Raw genomic sequence first — 22,268 nt, 5'->3', positions numbered from 1 at the left:
TTTCGTGTTAATAAAATCTTAAAACACAAAATAAAACCCTAGTAAACACAGGCTTTTTCCCACAAAAACAAGTCTAAAAAAAACAAACTCCGCTTAATATACAAAATTTTTGTAAAACATAAGCTACTTTTTTAACATTTAATTATAATAATTAATGATTCTCAAATAAAGTATACACATACCAAATTTGATGCAATATAAATAGCGAAAAGACTGTTAATCAATAATTTTTACAAAAATTTAACAGGTATATGTCTTTTGTATGAATTTATATATTACATTTGCTTTATTATAAATTATTATTACAATTACAATGCGTACAGGTACAGTAAAATTTTTCAATGAGTCTAAAGGTTATGGATTCATTACAGACGAAGAAACAGGAAAAGACATCTTCGTTCACGCTTCAGGAATTAACGCGGAAGAATTACGCGAAGGAGACCGTGTAAGCTACGAAGAAGAAGAAGGAAGAAAAGGGAAAGTTGCTGCTAAAGTAGCAGTAATCTAAGAAAAATATAGCAATTTATTTTTTTTGCCTCTGAATGGTTTTCAAAACGTCCCGAAGTATCGGGACGTTTTTTTTTGCCCAAATCTTAAAAAAATACTAAAATCCTTGGATCTTATTTATAATCAATAAAAATTAGCTGTTAACCCGGTTTCAGGGCACACTTAAATCATTTTTTAGCTTGTGATTTACAGAGTTGAAAGTTATCTTTGTGGCTTATTCTTTAAGTAAAAAAGCTAAGTTTATGCAATCTGATCAATACAGTTACATTCCTATTTTAATGCAGTTCATTTTGGCTGTGGGTTTTGTCGCAGGAACCATCGTTATTTCCGGAAAATTAGGTCCAAAAAGAAGTTCTGAAGTAAAAGATAAAAACTTCGAATGTGGTATCGAATCTGTTGGAAACGCACGTATTCCTTTTTCTGTAAAATACTTCCTGGTAGCCATTTTATTTGTACTGTTTGACGTAGAGGTAATTTTCCTTTACCCATGGGCAGTAAACTTCAAAGAACTAGGTGTAGAAGGAATGCTTAAAATGATTGTTTTCATGTCGCTTCTTTTAGTGGGTTTCTTTTATATCATCAAAAAGAAAGCTTTAGACTGGGAATAAATGCGATTTTAGATTTCAGATTTTAGATTTTAGATTACCTGATTTAAAATTTTAGATTTGAAAGATAACTTCTCAAAACACAATATTGATTTTTAAAATATTGATTTCGGTTTCAGAATTAAAAATCTAAAATCAGAAATCTAAAATCTAAAATAAAAAATGAGCGATTCAAATGTAAATATGGTTGCGCCGCCGGAGGGAGTTACTGGTGAAGGTTTCTTCGCCACAAAACTAAATGATGTTGTAGGTTTGGCAAGAGCCAATTCACTATGGCCACTACCTTTTGCAACCTCATGCTGTGGTATCGAATTCATGGCAACAATGGCTTCACATTACGATTTAGCACGATTTGGTTCTGAGCGTGTGAGTTTCTCTCCTCGTCAGGCAGACATGCTTTTGGTAATGGGAACTATTTCAAAAAAAATGGCGCCTATTTTAAGACAAGTTTACGAACAAATGTCTGAACCTCGCTGGGTAATTGCCGTTGGAGCATGTGCTTCATCAGGCGGAATCTTCGATACTTATTCTGTTCTACAAGGAATTGACAAAGTAATTCCGGTTGACGTTTATGTACCGGGATGTCCTCCAAGACCTGAACAAATTGTTGACGGAGTAATGAAACTTCAGGAATTAGTAAAAAGCGAATCTGTAAGACGCAGAAGCTCTCCTGAATACCAAGAATTACTAGCTTCATATAATATTACTTAAGATGGCTTTAGAAAATACCCTGATCCAAGATAAACTTACAGAAACATTTGATACAAGTGTTTTTAACTTTCAACAGGAAAGAGATATTTTTTCATTGGAAACTACCGCTGATAAAATCACAGCCCTGATTCTATTTTTAAAAAACGATTCCGATTTACGCTTCCACTTTCTAACCGATTTATGCGGTGTTCATTATCCGGACAACGAAACGGATCGTCAGTATGCCATCGTTTATCACTTGCACAACTGGTACGAAAACAAACGTATTCGAATCAAAGTATATTTAAACGGTGAAAAACCGGAGATCAAAACCATTTCAAATATTTTCTTGAGTTCGAACTGGATGGAAAGAGAAACATACGATTTCTTCGGAGTCAATTTTATTGGACACCCACAATTGAAACGTATTTTGAATATGGACGAAATGGTGTCTTTCCCAATGCGAAAAGAATTCCCAATGGAAGACAGCGGAAGAACTGATAAAGACGACAGATTCTTTGGAAGAACAACAACAAATTGCTAAAAATAAATAATTCAACATTATAAAATGTCAGAACTATTATTATCACCAGAGCATCGATATGCTAAAATAATTAAGGACAAACTAAACGAAGACGGAAGTGAACTTTCAGTACTTAATTTAGGTCCTACACACCCGGCGACTCACGGTATTTTTCAAAATATCCTGTTGATGGATGGTGAAAGAATTCTTGAGGCTGAACCAACAATCGGTTACATCCACAGAGCTTTCGAAAAAATTGCTGAAAATCGCCCTTTTTACCAGATTACTCCTCTTACTGACCGTATGAACTATTGCTCCTCTCCTATTAACAATATGGGATGGTGGATGACTTTAGAAAAATTACTAAACATTGAAGTTCCCAAAAGAGCACAATACCTTAGAGTAATTGTAATGGAGCTGGCCCGTATTACAGATCACTTAATCTGTAACTCAATCCTGGGTGTAGATACTGGTGCTTATACTGGTTTCTTGTACGTTTTTCAATTTAGAGAAAAAGTTTATGAGATTTACGAAGAAATTTGTGGAGCTCGTTTAACAACCAATATGGGAAGAATTGGTGGTTTCGAAAGAGACTGGTCGCCTGAAGCTTTCCGCAAACTAGACGTCTTTTTAGAAGAATTCCCTGTTGCCTGGCAAGAGTTTGTTAACTTATTCGAAAGAAACAGAATTTTCCTTGACAGAACCGTAAACGTTGGTGCTATCTCAGCAGAACAGGCAATGGCTTACGGATTTACTGGTCCAAACTTACGCGCTGCAGGAGTTGATTATGACGTTCGTGTAGCACAACCTTACTCCTCTTACGAAGATTTTGATTTTGTTGTTCCTGTTGGAAAATCAGGTGATACTTATGATCGTTTCTGTGTTCGTAATGCTGAAGTTTGGGAGAGTTTAAGCATTATTCGTCAGGCTTTGGCTAAAATGCCGGCAGGAAACGAATACCATGCAGAAGTTCCGGATTACTACCTTCCTCCAAAAGAAGATGTTTACACTTCGATGGAATCTTTAATTTATCACTTTAAGATTGTAATGGGAGAAGTTCCTGTACCGGTTGCAGAAATTTACCACCCGGTTGAAGGAGGAAATGGAGAAATAGGATTCTATTTGGTTACAGACGGAAGCCGAACGCCATACCGATTACATTTCAGAAGACCTTGTTTTATTTATTACCAGGCTTATCCGGATATGATTAAAGGATCTTTACTTTCGGATGCAATTGTTATTCTATCCAGTTTAAATGTAATTGCAGGAGAATTAGACGCGTAAAGATATTGTAGATTTTAGATTGCAGGTTGTAGATTGAAAAATCTAAAATCTAAAATCAGAAATCTAAAATTAAAAAAGATTGCAGAATATGGATTAATGGACAAAGATTGAAAAAATCTGAAATCCAAAATCTAAAATCTAAAATAAAAATGGAACGAAAACATTACAAACAAGAAATAAACATGACCGAAGCATTGATGTCCCGCATCAATGAATTGATCAGTCATTATCCTGAGGACAAAAGAAAATCGGCTTTGTTACCCGTTTTGCACGAAGTACAGGACGCTCATGACAACTGGTTGAGTACAGAGTTACAGGATAAAGTTGCCGAAATTTTGCACATCAAACCAATTGAGGTTTACGAAGTGGTTACTTTTTATACCATGTACAACCAAAAACCAATTGGAAAATACATGTTCGAATTTTGCCAGACTTCTTGTTGTTGTTTAAACGGTGCTGAAAATTTAATGGATTATACTTCTGAAAAATTAGGCATTAAAATGGGAGAAACAACTCCTGATGGAATGTTTACCATTGCCGGTGTAGAATGTTTAGGCGCTTGCGGATACGCTCCGATGATGCAGTTGGGAGATTTCTACAAAGAAAAATTGACAGAAGAAAAAATAGATCAGTTAATCGCTGATTGCAGAGAGGATAAAATAATATTACACGATAAATAAAAGTGCAAAACAATCATTTAACATATTTCAAAATCGAAAATTTCAAGAAGTTTGACTCTCTTGAGATACAAGATATTGGGCAATTTAATTTGATTGTTGGAGATAACAATGTCGGTAAAACTTGTCTACTGGAGGCTTTGCTGTTTGATAAAAGACCAAAAAACACAATCAATTGGTTTCATGAATTATTAATTAAAAGAAGACTAATTCCCAATTTATTCATACTCTTAAATGAAGAAAACAAAGAGTTAAATTTTGAGAGCAATACTTTTACTTTTTACCAGAAAAACAAAAAACGACCTATCAGTTTTCAGATAAATGAGGACAGATATTCAATTGAAAACATATTTGAAGAAATACATAAGACTTCAAAAGAAGATTTAAAAAATTTCACAGATAAGGTTAGTTTATTTGATTATGATGGTATAAGAAAGAAATCAAAAAACTGGATAGTTTTTAAAAATAATGATGATGTAAAGTTTTTACTAGACCTAACATCCACTTATTACGAAAACTTCATCAACAAACCCGAAAATAGCAAAATACCTAGTATTCCTTCATTAATGCTTAATGATGAATTAGAAAAGTTTTTAGGCAAACATTATGAGCAGATTTTTGTAAAATTAAATTTAGGCGTTAAAATTTCAGAGATAATTTTAAAATTATTTCCAAATATAGAAATTACTGAATTTCAAAGTTCAGAAATAAATCTGCTTTCTTTCAAAAGCTTAATGATTAAAACAACCGAAAGAGATGAGTTTCACAATATAAGAGAATACGGAGAAGGATTTGTCCGAAGTATTTACATAACTATTTTATTATTGTCCAGCGATTATAATAAAATTATTATTGACGAAATAGATACTGGGATTCACCATACAAAACTAGTAGAACTTTGGAAAATTGTTATTCAGCTTTGTAAGGAATTAAACATTCAACTTTTCGCCACAACGCATTCTAAAGAATGCTCAGAAGCTTTTTTTCAAGCTTCGAAAGAATTGAACGAAACGATTCAAAACGATATAAGATTAATTGAACTTTTTCAATCAAAAGAAACCGTTTTCTCTGGAACTGTTTCTGGTTTTGAAAACATAGAGTACTCAATTAAAAATTTACCATTTAGAGGAGAAAAGATATATGATTGATGTAGTTCTTTTGGTAGAAGACAAGAATGATGTTTCATTCTTTAGAGATTTTATATTAAAAAATTATTGTGACTCTGACATTAAAAAACAAAAGTATGTTACAGAGAAGGAATATGAAATTACGGTTGGTAACAAAAAAATTGTTGTTGCTGACACAAATAAGGGAAGTACAGAAACTGAAAATACTGGTGGATGGGCAAAATTAAAAAATCAGATAAATTCAAATTTTTTTATAAAGCTTAAAGCAGAGAATGAAAACATAAAATTTATCTCTTTATTTGATGCAGATGAAGATAAAAGTGATAATATTTCCAAAAAAGAAAAAGATATTCAAGATTGGCTAAATGGAAAAAAAACCACAATTAATCGATTTTATCTACCTTTCAATAATAATGAAAGTCATAATTTAGAACAATTGTTAGAATTATCATTTAATAAAAATATAACCCCATGCTGGGATGATTTTATTTCCTGCATCGTAAATGATAGAAATGCCGACGCAACAATTCCATCTAGTAAGAAGGGGAAAATTATAGTATATAAAGATCTTTATTCAAGTATAAGGAATAAAAATAATGAGTATTTATCAGAAATGTGGAATTTAGATACAACTACAAATGAACATTTAAAGCCTTTAAAAGGATTTTTAGACCAATTTTTAAAATAAGATGTCACAGAAAATATTATTAGATAAAATCAACATTCCGGGTATTAAAACCTACGAAGTATACCGCCAAAATGGTGGATATTCCTCTGTAGAAAAAGCTTTAAAAACACTTACACCGGATGAAGTTACTGAAGAAGTAAAAAAATCAGGATTACGTGGTCGTGGTGGTGCAGGTTTCCCTGCTGGAATGAAATGGAGTTTTATTGATAAAAAATCAGGAAAACCAAGACATTTAGTTTGCAATGCCGACGAGTCTGAACCGGGAACTTTCAAAGATCGTTATTTGATGGAATTTATTCCTCACCTATTGATTGAAGGAATGATTACCTCAAGTTATGCCTTAGGCGCTAACCTGTCTTATATCTACATTCGTGGAGAATATATGTGGGTTTTCAAAATTTTAGAAAGAGCCATCGCCGAAGCTAAAGCAGCCGGTTGGTTAGGAAAAAACATATTAGGTACAGGTTACGATTTAGAGTTACACGTTCACTGTGGAGCCGGAGCTTATATTTGCGGAGAAGAAACTGCACTTATCGAATCTCTGGAAGGTAAAAGAGGAAATCCTCGTATTAAACCACCTTTCCCGGCGGTTTCAGGACTTTGGGCCAATCCAACAGTGGTAAACAACGTAGAAACTATCGCTACTGTGCCTTGGATCGTAAACAATTCTGGTGACGATTATGCAAAAATAGGTATTGGACGTTCTACAGGAACTAAATTGATTTCGGCTTCAGGACACATTAAAAACCCGGGAGTTTATGAAATTGAATTGGGGTTAAGTGTTGACGAATTCATGAATTCTGATGAGTACTTAGGGGGAATGTCTTCTAGCAGACCTTTAAAAGCGTTTGTTCCGGGAGGATCTTCAGTGCCAATTTTACCTGCTGAATTAATTTTTAAAACAGCAAACGGTGAAGACCGTTTAATGACTTACGAATCTTTAAGTGATGGTGGTTTTGCTACCGGATCAATGTTAGGTTCCGGAGGATTTATTGTGTACAACGACACCGCTTGTGTGGTTCGTAATACCTGGAATTTCGCCCGTTTTTACCACCATGAATCTTGCGGACAATGTACGCCTTGCCGTGAAGGAACAGGTTGGTTAGAAAAAATATTATGGAGAATTGAAAACGGTCAGGGCCGTGAAGAGGATATCGAATTATTGTGGAGCATTCAAAGTAAAATCGAAGGAAATACGATTTGTCCACTTGGTGACGCAGCCTCATGGCCGGTAGCCGCAGCAATTCGCCACTTTAGAGATGAATTTGAATATCACGTTCGTTTCCCGGAAAAAATTAAGAATAGAGATCACTTTGTAGCTGAACCTTTCTCACAAGTGAAGCATTTAGTAGGCAAACAAACAGTTTAAAAATATAGTTTAAAGTTTCAAGTTTTTTAGTTTCAAGTGAAAGCCTGGAACCTAAAACCTGAAACTAAAAAAACAAAAGTAAGAGATGAAAGTAACCATAGACGGTCAAAGTATAGACGTAGAGCCAGGAACAACAATCCTGCAGGCTGCACGTATGATTGGTGGAGATTTAGTTCCGCCAGCCATGTGTTATTACTCAAAATTAAAAGGCAGCGGTGGAAAATGCCGTTGTTGTTTAGTTGAAGTTTCGAAAGGTAGTGAGGCTGACCCAAGACCAATGCCAAAATTAATGGCATCTTGCGTAACAGGATGTATGGACGGAATGGAAGTAAACAGTAAATCTTCTGATCGTGTAACAGAAGCCCGTAAATCGGTAACAGAGTTTTTATTGATCAACCACCCGCTGGATTGTCCTATTTGTGATCAGGCAGGAGAATGTGATCTTCAGAACTTAAGTTTTGAGCACGGAAATCCGAAATCACGTTTTATTGAAGAAAAAAGAACGTTCGAACCGGAAGATATCGGTCCGAATATTCAACTGCATATGAACCGTTGTATCTTATGTCAAAGATGTGTACAAGTTGCAGATCAATTGACAGACAACAGAGTTCACGGAGTATTAGACCGTGGAGATCATGCTAATATTTCAACCGGAATTTCTAAAGCAATCGACAATGAATTCTCAGGAAACATGATCGACGTTTGTCCGGTTGGAGCTTTAACCGATAAAACTTTCCGTTTCAAATCCAGAGTATGGTTCAACAAACCTTTCAACGCTCACAGAGAATGTACAACTCCGGGATGTTGTGGTAAAACAACCGTATGGATGTTTGGAGGAGAAATTCAACGTGTTACCGGTCGTAAAGACGAGTACCATGAAGTAGAAGAATTCATTTGCAACAGCTGTCGTTTCGATCATAAAAATGTAAGCGACTGGGTAATTGAAGGACCAAGAGAATTTGAAAAAGATTCTGTAATCAACCAAAACAACTACACTCAAAAATTAGAGAAAGTTGAAATCGATACAGAGAAAAATATCCTTTTAGGTAGAGATATTGATCGTAAAAAAATTAGTATGGCAGCAATTCCATTAATTACTAATGATAAAAAATCTTAAGAAATGGAAAGTGCATTTATTATAGAAAAAAGTGTCGTTATTGTTGTCGTTTTTGCGATTACTATGATTATGGCAATGTATTCTACCTGGGCTGAACGTAAAGTTGCTGCTTTTTTACAGGACCGTGTAGGACCAAACCGTGCCGGATGGGGAGGATTATTACAACCTCTTGCAGATGGTATGAAATTATTCTCGAAAGAGGAGTTTTTCCCCAATACACCAAATAAATTTTTATTTATCGTAGGGCCCGGAATCGCAATGAGTACGGCTTTAATGACCAGTGCTGTTATTCCTTGGGGAGACAAATTACATGTTTTTGGCCGTGATGTTTATTTACAGGCGACTGACATCAATATTGCGTTATTATATATTTTTGGTGTTCTTTCTGTTGGAGTTTATGGTATCATGATTGGTGGATGGGCTTCTAACAATAAATTCTCTTTGATGGGAGCTGTTCGTGCAGCTTCACAAATGGTTTCTTATGAAGTTGCCATGGGATTATCGATGATTGCTTTATTGATGATGACCGGAACTTTAAGCTTAAAAGAAATTTCCTTACAACAACAAGGAATGAACTGGAATGTTTTTTACCAGCCGTTATCTTTTCTAATCTTCTTAATTTGCTCTTTCGCTGAAACGAACAGAACTCCTTTTGACTTAGCAGAATGTGAAAACGAATTAATTGGAGGTTACCATACGGAATATTCATCGATGAAAATGGGATTCTATTTGTTTGCTGAATATGCGAGTATGTTCATCTCAGCCACTATTATCTCGGTATTGTTCTTTGGTGGATACAATTATCCCGGAATGCAATGGATGGTTGATAATGTAGGGGTGAACGCAGGAAATATCTTAGGTATCGCGGTATTGTTTGTTAAAATATGCTTCTTCATCTTTTTCTATATGTGGGTACGTTGGACGATTCCAAGATTCAGATACGATCAATTAATGAATTTAGGATGGAGAATTTTAATTCCGCTTTCCATTATTAACATTATGATTACGGGTGCTGTAATATTAAGACACGATATCGCAGCAGCTTTAGGATTCTAAAAACCGTAATGCCCTAGCCCTGATAGCAGCGGCATCCTTTTGTGTCCGCCGCGGCGAACACAAAAGATACAGCGGATAGCAGGATTAGCTTGAAAAGAAAAATAAAACAGATTTAATTTGTATCATACAAATAGTGAATCGTAAATCATACATTAAAAAATGTCAATAGAAACTATATCATTATCGGGTAGAAAAAAGGTGGTCTCTAACAAGGAGATGACTTTTATGGAACGATTGTATCTTGTGGCGATTGTAAAAGGATTGTTTATCACGCTTAAACACTTATTCAGAAAAAAGGTGACCATTCACTATCCTGAACAAGTACGTGAAATGAGTCCGGTTTATCGTGGTCAGCACCAATTGAAACGTGATGAACAAGGTCGTGAAAACTGTACTGCCTGCGGATTATGTGCTTTATCATGCCCTGCAGAAGCGATCACAATGAAAGCCGCTGAGCGTAAAGCAGATGAAAAACATTTGTACAGAGAAGAAAAATATGCTTCAATCTATGAAATCAATATGTTACGTTGCATTTTCTGTGGTTTATGTGAAGAAGCCTGCCCGAAAGACGCCATTTACCTGACGACTTCAAAAGTTTTGGTACCTTCAAGCTATGAAAGAGAAGATTTCATTTTTGGAAAAGACAGATTAGTGATGCCTCTTGATGTGGCTATCAAAAATGCCCAACTTAATAATGCTAACTAAATGATACATATTCCCGATTTTGCACACGCAACAACTGTACAAATTATATTTTGTTTCTTAGCGTTTATTACGGTGATTACCGCTTTCCTGACTATTTTTAGCAGAAACCCAATTCATAGTGCTATTTACTTAGTGATTTGTTTTTTCTCTATTGCCGGTCATTATTTACTATTAAACTCTCAATTTTTGGCTATCGTACACATTATAGTCTATTCGGGAGCGATTATGATTCTGTTCCTGTTTACGATCATGTTGATGAACCTGAACGAACAAAAAGAAGTACACCGTCCCAGAATTACTCGTTTGGGCGCCATTGTTTCTTTCTGTTTGATCTGCATCGTATTAATTGCCATTTTTATCAACTCTAAACCAATTGTTGGCGAATACGACTCAACGGGTGAAGATTTCCAATCAATCAAAGTATTGGGTAAAATATTACTGAACGAATATATGGTTCCGTTCGAATTTGCTTCGATCTTGCTTTTAGTAGCCATGATTGGAACTGTATTATTGTCTAAAAAAGAAAAATTAAATAAATAATGGGTAATATATTAAATCAAATAGGTATTGAAAATTACATCTTTTTGAGTGTTGTACTTTTCTGTATTGGTATTTTTGGTGTATTGTACAGACGAAACGCTATTATCGTTTTCATGTCTATCGAAATCATGTTGAATGCTGTTAACCTTTTATTTGTTGCTTTTTCAACTTACCATCAGGACGCGCAGGGACAAGTCTTTGTATTCTTTTCGATGGCAGTTGCTGCAGCAGAAGTCGCAGTTGGATTGGCTATTTTAGTTTCGATCTTTAGAAATTTAGGTTCGATTAGTATCGATAATTTAAAAAATTTAAAAGGATAAATAAAAATGGATACCAATTTAGCTTTACTTTTAGTTTTATCTCCTTTTTTAGGATTTTTAATCAATGTTTTCTTTGGCAAGAGCTTAGGAAAAACCGTTTCAGGAATCATCGGAACTGCTGCTGTAGTGGTTTCTTTTGCTGTTACCCTTTTCTTTTTCAATCAGGTGAGCCAAACCAAACAAGCGCTTCAGGTTACTTTATTTGACTGGATTCAAATTAGTAATTTAAAGATCAATCTTGGATTTTTACTAGATCAGTTGTCTTTACTTTGGTTGCTTTTCGTAACCGGTATTGGATCATTGATACATTTATACTCTATCAGCTACATGCACGACGATGAAAATATGCACAAGTTTTTTGCTTATTTGAATCTGTTCGTTTTCTTCATGATTACTCTTGTAATAGGAAGTAACTTGTTAGTTTTATTCATCGGTTGGGAAGGTGTTGGACTTTGTTCGTACTTATTAATTGGATTCTGGCACAAAAACCAGGATTACAATGATGCTGCGAAAAAAGCTTTCATCATGAACCGAATTGGAGATTTAGGTTTATTAATCGGAATGTTCATACTAGGTGCTATGTTCTCTACTTTAGATTATGCTACTTTAAAAACGGCAATCGCAGGAGCATCGAACTTAAATATCCCATTGCTTTCATTAGCTGCTTTATGTTTGTTTATTGGAGCTTGTGGTAAATCAGCACAAATTCCATTATACACCTGGTTGCCAGATGCGATGGCAGGACCAACTCCGGTTTCGGCATTGATTCACGCTGCGACAATGGTAACCGCCGGTATCTTTATGATTACCCGTTTGAACTTTGTATTTGATTTAGCTCCGGACGTTCAGTCGGTTATTGCTGTTATTGGAGCTGTAACTTCATTAGTTGCTGCAACAATTGGTTTGGTTCAGACCGATATTAAAAAAGTATTGGCCTACTCTACCGTTTCTCAATTAGGTTTAATGTTTTTAGCCTTAGGATTTGGTGCTTATGAAGTAGCTGTTTTTCACGTAATCACACACGCTTTCTTCAAAGCTTGTTTATTCTTAGGTTCAGGATCTGTAATTCACGGTTTACACGGAGAGCAGGATATGCGTAAAATGGGTGGTTTGCGTAAAGCGATGCCTATCACTTTCTGGACGATGTTAATTTCATCATTAGCCATTTCAGGTGTTCCGTTTTTCTCCGGTTTCTTCTCTAAAGACGAAATTTTATTAACGGCTTTCCATCACAATATTCCTCTTTATGTAGTAGGATCTATTGCTTCGATCATGACAGCCTTTTATATGTTCAGATTGATGTTCCTTACTTTCTTTAAAGATTTCAGAGGAACCGAAGAGCAAAAACACCACTTACATGAAAGTGACGGATTGATTACTTTCCCTTTAGTGATTTTAGCTATTCTGGCTACTTTTGGAGGATTGATCAGTTTACCTGGAAACAGCTGGTTAAATGGTTATCTAGCCCCTCTTTTCACAAAAGTTGCAGGTGAAGAGCACCATTTAGGTACCACAGAATACACGTTAATGGGTGTTGCTGTTTTGGGTGGATTATTAGGTATTTTAATTGCTTATGTGAAATACTTCAAACAGGATAATGTTCCGGAAGCGGATGAAAACATTAGCGGTTTGACCAAAGTATTGTACAACAAATATTATGTAGACGAAGCTTACGATGCAGTATTCGTTCGTCCTGTTAATGCATTATCAAAATTTTTCAGAGACTATATCGAAACTGGTCTGTCTGCCCTTGTTTTTGGATTAGGAAAAGTAGCCAACGAATTGGCTTTTCAAGGTAAAAAATTACAAAACGGAAGTATCGGATTATATCTTTTTGCATTTGTTTTAGGGCTTTGTGCCATTGTTTCCTATATATTTTTAGCTAAATAATTTTACAACTATGAACGTTTCTCTTATATTAATTATTCTTCTAATTGGTGCATTTGCCACTTATTTTGTTGGTGACAAACTAGCATCAAAAGTAGCTTTGTTCTTTAGTTTGGCGGCTTTAGGTTGTTCAATTGTTTTATTAAATCATTTTTCAGCTGGTGAGAATATCAGCCTGATCAATACCTGGATTACTCAGCCAAAAATTTCATTTGCTTTAAACGCAGATGGTTTAGGTATGGCGATGCTTTTGCTTACTGTAGCTTTAACGCCAATTATTATATTTTCTTCTTTTGGTAACGAATACAAAAATGCCAAAGGTTTTTATGCTCTAATTTTATTTATGGCCTTTGCTATGACAGGAACATTCCTGGCAGCAGACGGTCTTTTATACTATATTTTCTGGGAGTTGGCGCTTATTCCAATCTACTTTATTGCCCTTATTTGGGGGAATGGTGATGCCGAAGAACGCAGAAAAGCAGTAGTTAAATTCTTTATCTACACCCTGGCAGGTTCCTTGTTCATGTTAGTTGCTTTTATCTACTTGTATCAGAAAGCCGGAAGCTTCTTAATCGAAGATTTGTACAAATTAAATTTATCAGCTTGCGAGCAATTATGGATATTCTTAGCTTTCTTCCTTGCTTATGCTATTAAAATTCCAATCATTCCTTTCCATACCTGGCAGGCAAATGTGTACCAAAAAGCACCAACGGTTGGAACAATGCTTTTATCCGGTATCATGTTAAAGATGGGATTGTACAGTGTTATTCGTTGGCAATTGCCACTTGCACCATTGGCAGCAAAAGAATACATGAACATCTTTATTGCTCTTGGAATTGCGGGTGTGATTTACGGATCAATTGTAGCTTTAAGACAAAAAGACTTAAAGAAATTATTGGCTTACTCTTCTTTGGCGCACGTTGGTTTAATTGCTGCAGGAACTTACACCCTAACTATTGATGGTTTACGTGGAGCTGTATTGCAAATGATTGCTCACGGTTTTGTAGTAGTAGGTTTGTTCTATGCAGCCGAAATTATCTTCAGAAGATATGAAACCAGAGAAATTTCACAATTAGGCGGTATTCGTACACAATCTCCAAAATTCACCTCTATGTTTTTAATTTTGGTATTGGCTTCTGTTGCTTTACCAAGTACTTTTAACTTTGTTGGAGAATTTACTGTTCTGTATAGTCTTTCTCAAATTAATATCTGGTTTGCTGTTTTAGGCGGAACTACTATTATTTTAGGAGCTTATTATATGCTTAAAATGTTTCAAAATGTAATGTTGGGAGAAACCAATTCGAAAACTTTTGCTGACGTTTCTGTTAATGAAGGAATTTCATTAGTAGCGATTATTGCAGTGTTGATTTTCTTCGGATTCTATCCAAAACCAATTACAGATTTGATTACACCAAGTTTAGAAACGATTCTGAACGTTATCCATAAAAACTAAGATTTTAGAATACGGATTAACGATTTTTGATTTCAGATTGATTTAGAAACTTAAAAAGTTAAACACTGTAAAAAAATTAAAAAATATTTTAAATAAAAATAAATTAGGGCATCATTAGTTTTAGATTTCCTAAATCAAAAAAACAAAAATGAATACATTAATAGCTATAACAGGATTGGGTATTTTCTGCCTATTGTTTGAAATTCTTAATTTAAGAAAGGCCATTGTTCCTATTACCATCATTGGTTTACTAGGTGTTTTGGCACTTAACTTTTACGAATTCGGATCAACAGCAAGTTACTATAACAATATGATTACAGTGAGTAAGTTCTCTGTGACATTTTCATCGTTGTTTATTGTGTTGACCATTTTCCTGGTAGCATTAAGTCATAATTTTTACGAAAATCATCCAACCAAAATCTCCGATTTCGTTGCGATCAAAGTATTTTTATTAGCCGGTGGAGTGGCTATGGTTTCTTTCGGAAACTTAGCGATGTTTTTCTTAGGAATTGAAATTCTATCAATTGCTCTTTACGTTTTGGCAGCAAGTGATCGTTTGAACTTGAAAAGTAATGAGGCTGGTATGAAATATTTCTTAATGGGATCTTTTGCATCAGGAATCATTTTATTCGGAATCTGTTTGATTTACGGAGCGATGGGAACTTTTGATGTAGCTGAAATCCATGAAATCTCTTTATCTGCCGAATTGCCAATCTGGTTTCCAATCGGAATGATTTTGATGATTATTGGTATGTTGTTCAAAGTAGCAGCGGTTCCTTTTCATTTCTGGGCTCCGGATGTTTACGAAGGTTCTCCTGCGTTGACTACTGCTTTAATGAGTACTTTGGCAAAAGTTGTAGCAATCGCTACGCTTTATAAATTGGTTTCTGCATTGAATTTCATTCCATCACTAGACAATCAGGATCTTTTAGGAACTTTTGAAACTATTGTTGTAATCGTTTCAATCGCTTCTATGACGGTTGGAAATATAATGGCATTGCGTCAGGTAAATGTAAAACGTATGCTGGCATTCTCAGGAATCTCGCATGCCGGTTTTATGTTAATGACTTTGCTAACGATAGCAACCTCAGCAGGTGTTTTATTGTATTACACAGCTGCGTATGCATTGGCCGGAATCGCTGCATTCAGTGTTGTTTTATACGTATGTAAAAATCAGGATAACGAAGATATTACCAATTTCCATGGTTTAGGAAAAACAAATCCTCTATTGGCAGCAATCCTTACAGGTTCGCTATTGTCTATGGCTGGTATTCCTATTTTCTCCGGTTTCTTCGCTAAGTTATTCTTGTTTAACCAAACCATTCAGGCAGGATACATTGCTTTAGTAATTGTAGCGGTTATCAACTCCATTATTAGTGTTGGATATTATTTCAAACTAATCTTAGCGATGTACTCTAAAGAGCCGAATCAGGAACGTACAGGAAAACCTTTCCTTATTTATGCGGTTGCAGTAATTTCAATTGCTTTAAACATTGCTTTAGGTTTATTCCCTTCTTTAGTTTTAGATCTTTTAAAATAAAAATTTCAACATCAAGATACGAGCCGTCAATTTTCATTGACGGCTTTTTTATTTACAGGAATAAAGCTTCAAAACAATCGTCCCCAAACTGTTAAAAATTCCATAGGAATCAAGGCACATCAAAAAATATCGATTATATTTGATGAGTTTTTAAAACCAATTACATTATGAACTTCAATTCAAAAAATCCATTTTTAAGCAACAAGCGTTTCTCCTCTAATGCTGTTTCAAAAGCTGAAGAAGTACATCAGGCACAAATTATCGACTACAATCAGGAGATGACTTTATCGGGTACAATCAACAAAACGGCTATCTTGTTTTTAATTTTATGCGGATCGGCCATGGTAACGTGGTGGATGGCATTTAATGGGATGAATGTGATGCTGCCAGCTATTGGTGGTGCCATCATTGGACTAATTTTAGTTGTAATTTCAGCCTTCAAACCTCAGGCTTCTCCTTATTTAGCTCCTGGTTATGCTTTATTTGAGGGACTATTCATTGGAGGAATTTCAGCCATCTTTGAAGCCAAATATCCCGGAATTGTAATTAACGCCGTTGGAGCAACTCTGGTTACTTTTTTAGTATGCCTTGGTTTATATAAATTCAGAATCGTAAAAGTAACGGAGCAATTTAAGTCAGTTGTTGTTGCGGCAACATTAGCAATTGCTACTTATTATTTAATTTCATGGTTAGTCTCTTTATTCACAAGCTGGACTCCTGTTCATTACGGAAACTCCATGATGAGTATCGGAATTAGCGTTTTTGTGATTATTATTGCTGCGTTAAACTTATTCTTAGACTTTGATCAGATCGAAAAAGGAGTACAGCAAAGAATGCCAAAATTCATGGAATGGTATGGCGCAATGGGACTAATTATCACACTAGTTTGGTTGTACATTGAATTCTTACGACTATTATCAAAATTATCAAGCAAAGATTAATTCTTTCTTTTTCTCATAACCAAAGCCTTTTGAAATATTCAAAAGGCTTTTTTTTATGCTCTTACCCCTCAGGCTAATGCCCACTCCATGTTAACACTATACTACTGTTTTAAGCTTTCAGCCTGCTTTAAAACTTCAATCTAATCAATACTCCGGAAATTCACAGACACCCTTTCTCTACTACTTCCTTTTTCCATCTCAAAAGGGATGAACGGCTGTAGAAAAGATGACTTTTAAATCACAAAACACGACTTTTTTATCGCTATAACATAAATTACTCAAAATGTTATAATTCTATATTTTGGTTTTATTGCATTCGGTTTCTTCTCTCCATTATACTCTTAAATGCAATAAAAATGCTACTTCACAAAACCTATCGTATTTATGTAATAAATTACAATTAATGCAATTTATTACATTATCACTATTCAAAAGTATAATTTTTTATCATTTTTACTTTTTTATAACAAATATTTTACACATATCGAAAAATAACATATTTTTGTGTAATCGATTACAAATTTGTTTATTGAAGCAATACCCAAAAAATCACAAAAAACTTTATTAACCAAAAAACCACAATTATGAAAAAAAACCTACTCATTCACCTGCTTTTACTACTTACAGTACCCCTATGGGCACAACAAGTACAGATTACCGAATCCTCAGGCTGGCTTGAATCGGCATTTATTAAATGGCAACCTGTAAGCAATGCACAAACCTACAATGTGTATTATTCCGGTAATGGAGTTACCGATAAAAAAATTGACGACCAATTGATCAGAAGTTACGGAAGTTATTTTCGTGCAGACATTCCGGGTCTAAAAGCGGGATCTTACACCGTTAAGATCAAACCAGTCATTTCGGGTGCAGAAGGTACTGGTTCAACAACAGGTTCGTTAACCGTTGCTGCCCATGATCGTAATGGATTTGCTTTTGAGGGCGGACGCGTTCCGGGAGGATACAAAGCTGACGGAACTCCGAAAGACAATGCGGTTATTTTATACATCACGCAAAATACCAAAAACACTATTTCGATGAATATCACCGGAGCCAGTGCAAATCCTTGTGTTGGTTTACAAAATATATTGTATGCCATCAAAAAAGGAAAAGATACACGTCCGTTTATCATTCGTTTAATTGGAAATATTACCGACATGTCTGTGATGGAAGGCGGAGATGTTGTTATTGAAAATGCCAACAATGCAGCCAGTTACCTTACGATCGAAGGAATAGGAAATGATGCTGTTGCCAATGGCTGGGGCATACGTTTGAAATCGGCATCGAACATAGAGGTAAGCAATCTTGGTCTTATGAACTGTAACAGTACCGCGGGTGACAATGTTGGTATGCAACAAGACAATGACCACGTTTGGGTACACAACTGCGATTTATTTTATGGAAATGCAGGAAGCGATGCTGATCAAATTAAGGGAGACGGAGCTTTAGACAATAAAACATCAACTTACATTACCCTGTCATACAATCACTTTTGGGACAACGGAAAAGCAAGTCTTTTGGGTCTAAGCGAAGGCACTACAAGTGGTTTGTACATCACCTATCACCACAACTGGTTCGATCATTCTGATTCGCGTCATCCTCGTGTGCGCTATTATTCCGCTCACATTTACAACAATTATTTTGATGGTGTAGCCAAATACGGTTCGGGGTCTACATTAGGATCTTCGTTATTCATAGAAGGAAATTACTTCCGCAACAGCAAACACCCCATGTTAACTTCTTTGCAGGGTACTGATATCTGGGACGAAGCCAATCAGGTAAACAATGCCGGAACTATGGGAACTTTCTCAGGGGAAACCGGAGGATCAATTAAAGCTTTCAACAATACCTTTGATGCTTCAAACGGAACGAATAGCATGCGTTTCGTTGCTTATAACGATCCTAATCCGTTATACAATATTTCAGGAAAAATTAGCTCAACAACCGACTTTGATGCTTATGTTGCCACGACAAGAGGTGAAACAGTAAGCAGCGCTGTTAAATCAAAATCGGGAGCCAATACCTACAATAACTTTGATACTGATGCTGCACTATACGTTAAAAATTTAATCCTCGAACAACCGGCGACTGCTAAAACAAAAGTAACTCAATACGCCGGACGTGTTTCGGGAGGCGATTTAAAATGGACTTTTGATAATAGTGTAGATGACACCTCTTCACTTGTAATCACGGCACTGAAATCGGCACTTACCAATTACACCGGAACTTTAGTGGCTGTTCAGGGAGAAGGCAATCCGCCTACAAGTTCTCAAACCCTAACGGCAACTGCCAATAACAATCAAACTGTAACCAGCGGTACTGCTATCGGAACGATTGTTTACACTTGGGGAGGCGACGCAACAGATGCAACGGTTACCGGACTTCCGGCGTCAGGAATTAGTTTTGTAAAAAATACCAGCGCCAAAACCATTACTATTACCGGAACTCCAACCGCTACTGTTTCTTACTCTATCGCCACTACCGGAAAAGGAACTCCGGCAACTGGCTCAGGAACCATTACGGTAACCACAGCCGGGACGCAAACACTGACATCTACAAACAATAACAGTCAAACAGTTGCCAGCGGAACCGCAATTGCAACAATTGTTTTCACCTGGGGAGGAAATGCAACAGATGCAACAATTACAGGATTGCCTGCTTCAGGAATTAGTTTTGTAAAAAATACCAGTGCCAAAACGATCACCATTACAGGAACTCCAAGTGCTAACGTGTCGTATTCGATAGCTACAACCGGAACCGGAACTCCAGCAACAGGTTCAGGAACTATTACTGTTACTACCGGAACACCTGCCGGAGATGAGATTCATAACTTTACAACATCCGGAAAAACAAGTTCATTTTACACTATTACCGGAAATATGAATTCAACTAACGGATCAGTAACCTATGCGGGATTAACTCTTACAGCACGTCTCAAAATAGAATCAAATACTACCATTACCTATACTACTACGAGTCCTTCAACATTAACCTTGGTTTTCGACTCTAACTTTACCGGAACGATCAAAGTAAATAATGTCTCATACACTGCATCAGCCGGAAGGGTGACGGCTTCAATTCCTGCAGGATCCAACACCATTACAAAAGGTTCTGTTGCCAATTTGTTCTACATCAGTACAGAATACAATAGCGCAAGTACGCTAAGAACAACACAAACAGCTGAAATTCCTGCAGAATCAAAAGCTTCAAAGGTGATTGTATATCCAAATCCGGCTTCAAATGTTTTATACTTCTCCGAATCAGCGCAAAGTATAGAAAAAGTTCAGGTATACAATATGTCGGGAACTTTAGTAAAAAGTGTAGGCAAAAATGTGGAAAGCATTGATGTAAGTAATTTAATTTCGGGTACCTACCTAGTAAAAGTTTATACTAATGAAGGCTCGTTCAACCAAACTGTTCTAAAAAAATAAAGCACTCAATAGCTTAAAATTCAAAAAGGCTTCCAAATTTGGAAGCCTTTTGTACTTTATAACTGTTATTAAAAACGAATTCTACAAATCAAATTTAATTCCTTGTGCCAAAGGCAGACTCGTTGTATAATTGATTGTATTGGTCTGACGACGCATGTAAATTTTCCAGGCATCAGATCCTGACTCACGGCCACCTCCGGTTTCTTTTTCTCCACCAAAAGCACCTCCAATTTCTGCACCTGAAGTTCCGATATTTACATTCGCAATTCCGCAATCAGAACCCACTACTGATAAAAATCTTTCTGCTTCACGCAAATTATTGGTCATAATAGCCGATGATAATCCCTGTGCAACTCCATTTTGAAGATCGATAGCGTTATCCACTTCTCCTGAATATTTAATCAGATACAACACTGGAGCAAATGTCTCGTGCTGCACAATTTCAAATGAATTCTGAGCTTCGGCAATTGCAGGTTTTACGTAACAGCCGCTTTCGTAACCTTCTCCCGAAAGGACTCCGCCTTCTACTAATACTTTCCCTCCTTCGGCAACCACTTTGTTCAAAGCAAGTGCATACATTTCAACTGCATGCGTGTCAATAAGTGGTCCAACGTGATTGTTCTCGTCTAATGGGTTACCAATTCTTAGTTGTTTATAAGCAGCAACCAAGGCATCCTTTACTTTATCGTAAATACTTTCGTGAATGATTAATCGTCTTGTCGATGTACAACGTTGTCCCGCTGTACCCACAGCTCCGAAAACAGCACCAATAACGGTCATTTTAATATCGGCATCCGGAGTAACGATGATCGCATTATTTCCCCCTAACTCTAACAATGATTTCCCTAAACGTCCGGCAACAGCCTGCGCTACAATTTTCCCCATACGGGTTGAGCCTGTAGCCGAAACTAATGGTACTCTCGTATCTGCTGTCATTAATTCTCCAATTTTATAGTCGCCATTGATCAAACAAGAGATTCCTTCCGGTAAATTATTTTCTTTGATCACCTGAGCGATAATGTTCTGACAGGCAATTCCGCAAAGAGGTGTTTTTTCAGAAGGCTTCCAAACACAAACATCTCCGGAAATCCATGCCAAAGCCGTGTTCCACGACCAAACTGCAACCGGAAAGTTAAATGCCGAAATGATTCCCACAACTCCTAACGAATGGTATTGCTCGTACATACGGTGTCCCGGTCTTTCGGAATGCATCGTTAATCCGTGAAGCTGACGCGATAAACCAACTGCAAAATCACAGATATCAATCATTTCCTGTACTTCACCGTAACCTTCTTGCAATGATTTACCCATTTCGTAGGAAACCAACTTACCAAGCGCTTCTTTATTGTCACGAAGCTTTTGTCCAAACTGACGCACAATTTCTCCACGTTGTGGTGCAGGAATTAAACGAAAACTTTTAAAAGCTTCTGTAGCTGCCTGCATAACTTTTTCATAATCCTGAGGCGTCGACATTTTTACTGATGCTATTAATTTTCCATCAACCGGTGAAAAACTGTTTAAAATTTCTCCTGAAGAAAAATTCTGTAGTCCCGTTGATGTTCCTTCGTTTATTGATTTGATGCCCAATTTTTCCAGAGCCTCATTCATTCCAAACTGTGATGCTATTGTTGTCATTGTAACTTTTTTTGTTAAAATTGTTATATTTTTATGTAAAGATATTATTTCGGACCGAAAATAGACCAAACTAATTTGTTAAAATCAGGTAAATTTAGCTTTAATTAAAATGAATCACAGCTTTCTATCATGATTTATTCGTCTTAATTGATGAAATTTGTGGTACTAAAATT

General features: G+C 36.0%; 20 protein-coding genes. 19 read left to right on the top strand and 1 reads right to left on the bottom strand.

Annotation, left to right across the window (positions count from 1 at the left end):
* The first annotated feature begins 313 nt into the window (after positions 1–313).
* The 19 genes from LNQ34_RS09345 (at position 314) to LNQ34_RS09255 (ending at position 20,460) form a co-directional block, all read left to right on the top strand.
* Complete coding sequence (locus LNQ34_RS09345) at positions 314–508, top strand: cold-shock protein (protein ID WP_007137066.1); 195 nt, start codon at positions 314–316, stop codon at positions 506–508.
* Between the two features lie 241 nt (positions 509–749).
* The gene (locus tag LNQ34_RS09340; RefSeq protein ID WP_026109777.1) at positions 750–1,115 is read left to right on the top strand and encodes an NADH-quinone oxidoreductase subunit A; all 366 of its coding nucleotides are present in this window, start codon (positions 750–752) and stop codon (positions 1,113–1,115) included.
* 159 nt (positions 1,116–1,274) lie between these two features.
* Entirely contained in the window at positions 1,275–1,823 is a 549-nt protein-coding gene (locus tag LNQ34_RS09335; RefSeq protein WP_017494608.1) for an NADH-quinone oxidoreductase subunit B, read from the top strand.
* A 1-nt stretch (position 1,824) separates the two neighbouring features.
* Positions 1,825–2,346: an NADH-quinone oxidoreductase subunit C gene (locus tag LNQ34_RS09330; RefSeq protein ID WP_017494607.1), complete on the top strand. Its 522-nt coding sequence runs from the start codon at positions 1,825–1,827 to the stop codon at positions 2,344–2,346.
* Positions 2,347–2,370: 24 nt separating this feature from the next.
* Complete coding sequence (locus LNQ34_RS09325) at positions 2,371–3,609, top strand: NADH-quinone oxidoreductase subunit D (protein ID WP_202701602.1); 1,239 nt, start codon at positions 2,371–2,373, stop codon at positions 3,607–3,609.
* 149 nt (positions 3,610–3,758) lie between these two features.
* The gene (locus tag LNQ34_RS09320; RefSeq protein ID WP_202701601.1) at positions 3,759–4,289 is read left to right on the top strand and encodes a complex I 24 kDa subunit family protein; all 531 of its coding nucleotides are present in this window, start codon (positions 3,759–3,761) and stop codon (positions 4,287–4,289) included.
* A 2-nt stretch (positions 4,290–4,291) separates the two neighbouring features.
* Positions 4,292–5,434, top strand: coding sequence for an AAA family ATPase (locus LNQ34_RS09315; protein WP_229999388.1), 1,143 nt, complete (start codon positions 4,292–4,294; stop codon positions 5,432–5,434).
* The gene (locus LNQ34_RS09310) at positions 5,427–6,101 is read left to right on the top strand and encodes a DUF3226 domain-containing protein (RefSeq protein WP_229999386.1); all 675 of its coding nucleotides are present in this window, start codon (positions 5,427–5,429) and stop codon (positions 6,099–6,101) included. Before LNQ34_RS09315 ends, LNQ34_RS09310 begins: the two co-directional genes overlap by 8 nt.
* Position 6,102: 1 nt before the next feature.
* Positions 6,103–7,470 carry an NADH-quinone oxidoreductase subunit NuoF gene (nuoF, locus tag LNQ34_RS09305; RefSeq protein WP_229999385.1) on the top strand — a complete coding sequence of 456 codons (1,368 nt, stop codon included), beginning with the start codon at positions 6,103–6,105 and terminating at the stop codon, positions 7,468–7,470.
* 85 nt (positions 7,471–7,555) lie between these two features.
* The gene (locus LNQ34_RS09300; protein ID WP_173965355.1) at positions 7,556–8,587 is read left to right on the top strand and encodes an NADH-quinone oxidoreductase subunit G; all 1,032 of its coding nucleotides are present in this window, start codon (positions 7,556–7,558) and stop codon (positions 8,585–8,587) included.
* A gap of 3 nt (positions 8,588–8,590) precedes the next feature.
* Complete coding sequence (gene nuoH, locus LNQ34_RS09295; RefSeq protein WP_202701598.1) at positions 8,591–9,643, top strand: NADH-quinone oxidoreductase subunit NuoH; 1,053 nt, start codon at positions 8,591–8,593, stop codon at positions 9,641–9,643.
* 159 nt (positions 9,644–9,802) lie between these two features.
* Complete coding sequence (locus LNQ34_RS09290; protein WP_026109775.1) at positions 9,803–10,348, top strand: NuoI/complex I 23 kDa subunit family protein; 546 nt, start codon at positions 9,803–9,805, stop codon at positions 10,346–10,348.
* Complete coding sequence (locus LNQ34_RS09285) at positions 10,349–10,888, top strand: NADH-quinone oxidoreductase subunit J family protein (RefSeq protein ID WP_017494600.1); 540 nt, start codon at positions 10,349–10,351, stop codon at positions 10,886–10,888. It begins immediately after the preceding gene.
* Positions 10,888–11,208 carry an NADH-quinone oxidoreductase subunit NuoK gene (gene nuoK / locus LNQ34_RS09280; protein ID WP_017494599.1) on the top strand — a complete coding sequence of 107 codons (321 nt, stop codon included), beginning with the start codon at positions 10,888–10,890 and terminating at the stop codon, positions 11,206–11,208. Before LNQ34_RS09285 ends, nuoK begins: the two co-directional genes overlap by 1 nt.
* Before the next feature lie 6 nt (positions 11,209–11,214).
* Positions 11,215–13,098 (top strand): NADH-quinone oxidoreductase subunit L, encoded by a 1,884-nt coding sequence (nuoL, locus tag LNQ34_RS09275; RefSeq protein ID WP_229999384.1) that lies wholly within the window; start codon positions 11,215–11,217, stop codon positions 13,096–13,098.
* Positions 13,099–13,108: 10 nt separating this feature from the next.
* Positions 13,109–14,548 carry a complex I subunit 4 family protein gene (locus LNQ34_RS09270; RefSeq protein ID WP_202701596.1) on the top strand — a complete coding sequence of 480 codons (1,440 nt, stop codon included), beginning with the start codon at positions 13,109–13,111 and terminating at the stop codon, positions 14,546–14,548.
* 148 nt (positions 14,549–14,696) lie between these two features.
* Positions 14,697–16,088, top strand: coding sequence for an NADH-quinone oxidoreductase subunit N (locus LNQ34_RS09265; RefSeq protein WP_229999382.1), 1,392 nt, complete (start codon positions 14,697–14,699; stop codon positions 16,086–16,088).
* A 167-nt stretch (positions 16,089–16,255) separates the two neighbouring features.
* Complete coding sequence (locus LNQ34_RS09260; RefSeq protein WP_017494595.1) at positions 16,256–17,029, top strand: Bax inhibitor-1/YccA family protein; 774 nt, start codon at positions 16,256–16,258, stop codon at positions 17,027–17,029.
* A 584-nt stretch (positions 17,030–17,613) separates the two neighbouring features.
* Complete coding sequence (locus tag LNQ34_RS09255) at positions 17,614–20,460, top strand: pectate lyase family protein (RefSeq protein ID WP_229999380.1); 2,847 nt, start codon at positions 17,614–17,616, stop codon at positions 20,458–20,460.
* Positions 20,461–20,541: 81 nt separating this feature from the next.
* Here the strand turns inward: LNQ34_RS09255 and amaB are convergent, their stop codons facing one another.
* Positions 20,542–22,095 (bottom strand): L-piperidine-6-carboxylate dehydrogenase, encoded by a 1,554-nt coding sequence (gene amaB, locus LNQ34_RS09250; RefSeq protein WP_229999378.1) that lies wholly within the window; start codon positions 22,093–22,095, stop codon positions 20,542–20,544.
* Positions 22,096–22,268 lie beyond the last annotated feature (173 nt).

Source organism: Flavobacterium lipolyticum, assembly GCF_020905335.1.
In the GTDB taxonomy this organism is placed as follows: Bacteria; Bacteroidota; Bacteroidia; order Flavobacteriales; family Flavobacteriaceae; genus Flavobacterium; species Flavobacterium lipolyticum.
This window is presented reverse-complemented; position numbering and strand designations above follow the sequence as displayed.